Source organism: Pseudomonas cyclaminis, from assembly GCF_015163715.1.
GTDB lineage: Bacteria > Pseudomonadota > Gammaproteobacteria > Pseudomonadales > Pseudomonadaceae > Aquipseudomonas > Aquipseudomonas cyclaminis.
The window spans coordinates 1-6267 of record NZ_JADDUM010000297.1 but is presented as its reverse complement, the minus strand read 5'-3'; the positions used below and the strand labels follow the sequence as shown (position 1 = coordinate 6267).

The 6267-nt window shown below is 62.1% G+C and carries 2 protein-coding genes and 1 pseudogene; 1 reads left to right on the top strand and 2 read right to left on the bottom strand.

What is annotated here, in order from left to right; translation table 11 throughout:
* Positions 1-222 precede the first annotated feature (222 nt).
* Positions 223-1932: a single-stranded-DNA-specific exonuclease RecJ gene (gene recJ, locus IQK56_RS28840; protein WP_122310197.1), complete on the top strand. Its 1710-nt coding sequence runs from the start codon at positions 223-225 to the stop codon at positions 1930-1932.
* Between the two features lie 135 nt (positions 1933-2067).
* Here the strand turns inward: recJ and IQK56_RS28835 are convergent.
* Positions 2068-3347, bottom strand: a pseudogene (locus IQK56_RS28835) (virulence factor family protein).
* Positions 3347-5989, bottom strand: coding sequence for a bifunctional lysylphosphatidylglycerol flippase/synthetase MprF (mprF, locus tag IQK56_RS28830; RefSeq protein WP_193901917.1), 2643 nt, complete (start codon positions 5987-5989; stop codon positions 3347-3349). The pseudogene IQK56_RS28835 and the gene mprF overlap by 1 nt, the downstream one beginning before the upstream one ends.
* Between the last annotated feature and the right edge of the window lie 278 nt (positions 5990-6267).

Here is a 6267-nt window from a genome sequence, read left to right as displayed (position 1 = left end):
CAGATCAAAAGAGCGCTGACTTCGTCAGCGAAAGGATGTAAGAGCCAGAGCAAAAGCAGATCTACAGCAGATCTACAGCAGGCTGAGATCTATCTGATATATGAGATCAAAAATGTGGGAGGGGCGGTGCGACGATTCGACTTGCTCCCTCCCGCAGTGATTTGTGTTGTTTGAAGAATTGTCGTTTAACCGTTGTATCCGTAGAGAAGTCATCACCCCCGTATGCGTATCGATCCTCGCCCGTTGCCAGCCGTCCTGCCATTCCTCGGCGATCTGCCGCCGCTGTTGACCCGTCTCTACGCCGCGCGTGGAGTGCAATCGGAGGCCGAGCTGGATAAAGGCCTGGCGCGGTTGATTCCCTATCAGCAGCTCAAGGGTATCGACGCGGCGGTTGATCTGCTGGTGACGGCCCTGGAGCAGCGCCAGCGCATCCTGATCGTTGGCGACTTCGACGCCGATGGCGCCACTGCCAGCACCGTGGGCACCTTGGGCCTGCGTTTGCTTGGTGCGGCCCATGTCGATTACCTGGTGCCCAACCGCTTCGAATACGGCTACGGCCTGACCCCGGAAATCGTCGCCGTGGCCTTGCAGCGCGAGCCGCAGTTGCTGATTACCGTGGACAACGGCATCTCCAGCGTCGAAGGTGTGGCGGCGGCGAAGGCGGCGGGGTTGCAGGTGTTGGTCACTGACCACCACTTGCCCGGTGACGAGTTGCCGGCGGCAGACGCCATCGTCAACCCTAACCAGCCGGGCTGTGAATTCCCGAGCAAGGCGTTGGCCGGTGTGGGCGTGATTTTCTATGTGCTGATGGCCCTGCGCGCACGCCTGCGCGATATGGGCTGGTACGCAAATAAACCACAACCGAATATCGGCGACCTGCTTGATCTGGTCGCCCTTGGCAGCGTCGCCGACGTGGTGCCGCTGGACGCCAACAACCGCATTCTGGTGCATCAGGGCCTGGAGCGTATCCGCGCCGGGCGCGCACGGCCGGGGATCAAGGCGATCCTCGAAGTGGCCAAGCGTGATGCGGCGCGCATTACCTCCACCGACCTGGGCTTCATTCTCGGGCCACGGCTCAACGCTGCCGGACGCCTGGACGACATGAGCCTGGGCATCGAATGCCTGCTCACCACGGATTTCGCGGCGGCGCGGGAAATGGCGGCGCAACTGGACGGCATGAACCAGGACCGTAAATCCATCGAGCAAGGCATGCAGCGCGAGGCCCTGGCCCAGCTTAAGGACTTGCCCGTGGAGTCGATGCCCTATGGCCTGTGCCTGTTCGACCCGGAATGGCACCAAGGCGTGATCGGCATTCTGGCGTCGCGCATGAAAGAGCGCTATTTCCGCCCGACCATCGCCTTCGCCGACGCCGGCGATGGCCTGCTCAAGGGCTCTGGGCGCTCTGTGCCGGGTTTTCACATCCGTGATGCCCTGGCGGTGGTCGCCAGCCAGCATCCCACCCTGATCGCCAAATACGGCGGCCACGCAATGGCGGCGGGTCTGACGTTGCCCGAGGCGAATTTCCCACTGTTTGCCGAAGCCTTTGATGCCGAAGTACGTCGGCAATTGCGTGAAGAAGACCTCACCGGTCGCTTGCTGTCCGACGGCACCCTGGCGGTCGAGGAGTTCCACCTGGAACTGGCCCGCGCCCTGCGGCATGCCGGGCCGTGGGGGCAACACTTTCCCGAGCCGTTGTTTCACGGTGTGTTCCAGTTGGTAGAACAGCGGGTGGTGGGTGAGCGGCACCTGAAGGTGGTGCTCAAGAGCGAATGTGGCTCAGTGAAGCTCGATGGCATTGCCTTTGGGGTGGACCGTGAGGTCTGGCCGAACCCGACCGTGCGCTGGGTGGAACTGGCCTACAAGCTGGACGTGAACGAGTTTCGTGGGAATGAAACCGTGCAATTGATGATCGCGCATATCGAACCGCGCTGAATCTCACTGACACCACAAACAACTGTGGGAGGGGGCTTGCCCCCGATAGCGGTGTTTCAGTCAGCTTACCTCTAGCTGACCCACCGTCATCGGGGGCAAGCCCCCTCCCACATTTGGTTTTGCATAGGCCTGGAATTACTCGGCCTTGGCCTGGTGCTTGACGATGATATCCACCAACCGCTGGGCCAGCGCCGGGTAGTTCTCATCGAAGTGATGCCCACCGGGCAGCTTCAGCGCCTCACCTACGGCGGTCTTGTCGGTGCAGCCACTCTCGTCGACTTCTTCGGCGCCATAGATGCACACCACTTTCTCCGGCGGCAGCTTGGCCATTTCCGGGCCGGTCGCGGCTTCTTTGCCGGCGTTGCCCAGCCAGCCTTCCACTTCGATCTCAAAGCTGCCGGTGCGGGCGAAGGCCAGGAGGATGATCGCGTCGACGCGCTGCTGCTCGTTTTCCGGCATGCGGTTGTAGATCGCCGGCAGCACGTCGGCGCCGAACGAATAACCGGTCAGCACGAAACGCTTGGTGCCCCACTTCTGCCGGTAGTGTTGCATCAGTTCGGTCAGGTCTTTGGCGCTTTGTTCCGGGGTCTTGTGCTGCCAGTAGTAGCGCAGCGTGTCGATGCCGACCACCGGGTAGCCGATCTTGGCCATTTCGCCCGCGACGTCACGGTCCAGATCGCGCCAGCCGCCGTCACCGGAGAGGAACAGGGTCACGGTGTCCTTGGCCTGTCCCGCCGGGACTTCCACCACGGGAATCGCCAGCCCGCCGTTATCCGAACCCACCAGTGCTTGCGCAATTCGTTGTTCAGCACTTGCGGGTAGTGAATGTCGTAGTCGCTGATGCTGGTGGTGGCGCGCGGTGTGTCGCGTACGAAGCTGGCGCTTTCGTCGTCAGGGTTATCGTTCCACGCTACCAGCCAGTTGCCGTGTGCGGCTGTTTTCGGCAGCGGGTCTTTGCAGCCCTCCTGCACCAGAGCGAAGCCGACGGAGATGGCATTGGCCTTGTCGTCGTTCTGGGTGGCCAGCCAGCGCCAGGCCAGTGCCGCGCCAGGGCCGATGCCGCTGACCAGGGTCGCCGGGCCTTTGAGCTGGCCCAGGGCGCTTTGCAGCGCTTGTTCCTGCAGCTTGCAGTCATCCTTTGGCAGGATCACTTGGACGATCTGCGCCTTGCCACCCTGGCTGAGGGTGATCAACTGGCTGTCGGTCAGGGTTTCGTCGGCCATCACCGCCACGGCTACGCGGGCTTTCGGTGTGCCGGCCGGGGTCACGCGGGTCATCACCGAACCGTCGGCCTGGGGCAGCTGCTCCAGGGTCGGCTGCGGGGCAGGGCGTTTCAAGTACCAGAAGGCGCCACCCAGGACCAGGGCCAGCAGCATTACAAAGGCCAATACATACCGCCAGGAGCGTCGAATCATCAGCGTTTCACCAATCCAGTCAAGCCGCCCGCGATCAGGGCGGCGGTATCGGCCAGTGCCACCAGCGGATCAAGTCCTGCGGGCACGGCCATGTAACGGGGTTCCCAGTCGGGCTGGAACTTGTCTTTGAAGCGGCGCAAACCTTGGAAGTTATACAGTTGCTCACCGCGCCGGAACACCATCGAACCCAGGCGCTGGGTCAGTGGCGCGCCGCGTCGCGGTTGCAGCCCCGACAACGGCACCATGCCGAGGCTGAAACGGGCGTAGCCGTGACTCTTATAGTGCTGAATCAGGCCGACCATCATGAATTCCATGGTCAACTTGGGCGCTTCCGGGTGGGCGCGCATCAGGTCGAGGCTGGCCAGGTCGTGATTGTAAGTCTCAAGCAGGTTGGCGAAGGCTACCGGGCGTCCTTCGAAGCGAATGATCGCAATGCGAAAGTGCTTGAGGTAGTCATCACTGAAGCGTCCCAGGGAAAAGCCCTTTTCGCGCACATTCTTACCCGTCAGCCAGGCGTCCGAGATGACTTTTAATTCATCCATCGGCGCCGTACCCGGTTCATGGATCTCCAGGGACAGGCCGTCCCGGGTGCCACGGTTCCAGGTGTAGCGCAGATCCTTCATCTCCTTGCCCTTGGCTTCCAGGTCAAAGCGTTTCAGGTCGACGCGGGCTTCTTCGCCCAGCTTGATCGCGGTCAGGCCGATGTCCATGTAGTACGGCAGGTTTTCCGCCCGCACCTGATAGAACACCGGGCGCGCGTGGTGGATGTCACACAGGTCGCGGAACTGCCAGATCATCTCCGCCCGTGGCTGGGTCGGCCCGATCGGGTCGTACAAGGCCACCAGGCTGCGGCCGCGACGGGCATACATCAGGAAGGCTTCGTCGTTGGGGTGAAACAGCAGCGCCTTGTCACCGGTCAGCGCCAGGCCGCCGTCGGGCTGGGACGAGGCCATCAGGATCTTGGAAGCGCGCTCCAGTTCATCCGGGGTCGGCAGGTGGATCACCGGGCGTGCGGTGCGCAGCAGCCAGGTCAGCGACACGATGACCAGCAGCACGGCGGCCCCAAGCAACGAGCGCAGGCCGCGTGGGGCGTTGGCGTCGAGGGTGAACTGCCACCACAGTTGATGGCTGTACGGCACATCTTGATAGGCAAACAGCAGCAGCCAGATCGAGGCACCCAGTACACAGACGCTGGACACCAGGTACAGCGGCGAAAACGGCAGTTCGGTCAGGCGGCTGGCGCGGTAGAACGAGCGGCGGAAGATCGCCAGCAGCACTGCGGTCAAGGTCATCAGGCTGGCTTCTTCCCAGTCGAAACCCTTGAGCAGCGAAAGCAGGGCGCCCACCAGCAGCAGCACCATGGTCAGCATCCAGGCCGCCGACAGACGTCGACGCAGGCCTTGGGCCAACAACAGACACAGCACGCCGATCAGGCTGGCACCAAAGTGCGAGGCATCAATCAGGCGGTGGGGAATCAGGAAGCCGATGTTTTCCAGGCGTGAGTCGATCTCCGGCGTGGCGCCGGAAAACAGCAAGACCACGCCGGACAAAAAAACCAGTACGGCCAACACCGGTGCCGCCAGGCCTGAGGCAACGCGCAGGCTCTGCTGGGTCTGGAACAGCCGCTGCGCTTCGTTGATCAGCAGGAATACGCACGCGATCAGCAGCGGCAACACCACGTAGATCATGCGATACAGCAGCAGGGCGGCGGCCAGTGGCGCTGCGCCAAGCTTGTCTGCAAACGCGGCGAGCAGGATCGCTTCGAACACCCCGACACCGCCCGGCACATGGCTGAGTACCCCGGCGGCGAGCGCCAGCAGGTACACCAGCAGGAACGGGCCGAAGGGCGGCGCTTCCGGCAGTAGCAGATAAAGGACGGTGGCGGCGGCGGCGACATCCAGCGCAGTGATCACCAACTGCAGGAACGTCAGGCGCCGGCCGGGCAGGCGCAGGGTGCGACGGCCGACCTTGACCAGCAGGTTGTCGGGGTAAGGTTGCTCCGGCAAGCGGCGGCGGTAGATGCCGATGCACAGCGCGGCCGACAACAGCAGCACGGCGCCGGCAATCGCGCCGAGCAGACCCTGCGACAGATGCAAGTAGGTCGACGCCGCCGGCAGGTTGCTCAGCGTCGCAAGTGCAGCCAGTGGCGGCAGGGCACAACCCAGGGCCAGGCTGGCGAACACGGTCATATGGGCGACTTCCGAAGCCCCGATGCCATGGCGTGCATATAAACGGTAACGCACCGAACCGCCGGAGAGCATCGACAAGCCAATCGCATTGCCAATGGCAAAGGCGGTGAAGCCGCCATGGGCCAGGGTCTTGGCGGGCAACTTCACCCCGGCGTAGCGCGCCCCGGAAAACTCATAACCCAGCAGAATAATGAATCCTGCAACGGCAGCGGCAAAGGCTCCCAGCAGGGCGGGTTTGGGCACTTCCAGGATCGAGTCGTGGAGGGCGTAGAGATCCAGTTCCAGCAGCAGGTGGCGGCAGGCGATCAAGGCGATGCCGAACAGCAACAGAGTGACCGCCAGCCCGATGGGTTGCCGATACTTGCTTATCAGATCCAGCCAACGCAAACGGGTGGGTGTGATCGGATGTTCTGCTGTGACGGTGTCTTGTGGTTCAGACGAGTTGGCGCGCATCAATCACCTCGTGGATTGTGCGCGACAGGATGGGGGTATCCAGCCAAGTTACCAATCCCTATGGACAAAATAATTACAAATATTAACGCGGATCACCGGGTGCGGCGACAGCGGCCATTGGTCGTAGAGGAGTAAGCATAGCGTGTGATGAGATGGACTCTACAAACCGTGTACGGTTTCATGAAAGATGCCATGTCATTGTTTCAGAAGAACTTTTCATCAGATACAAAAGCACTCTTCGTAAGTAGCCTTTTTTGATGTTTGGTTGCGGGTAGCCG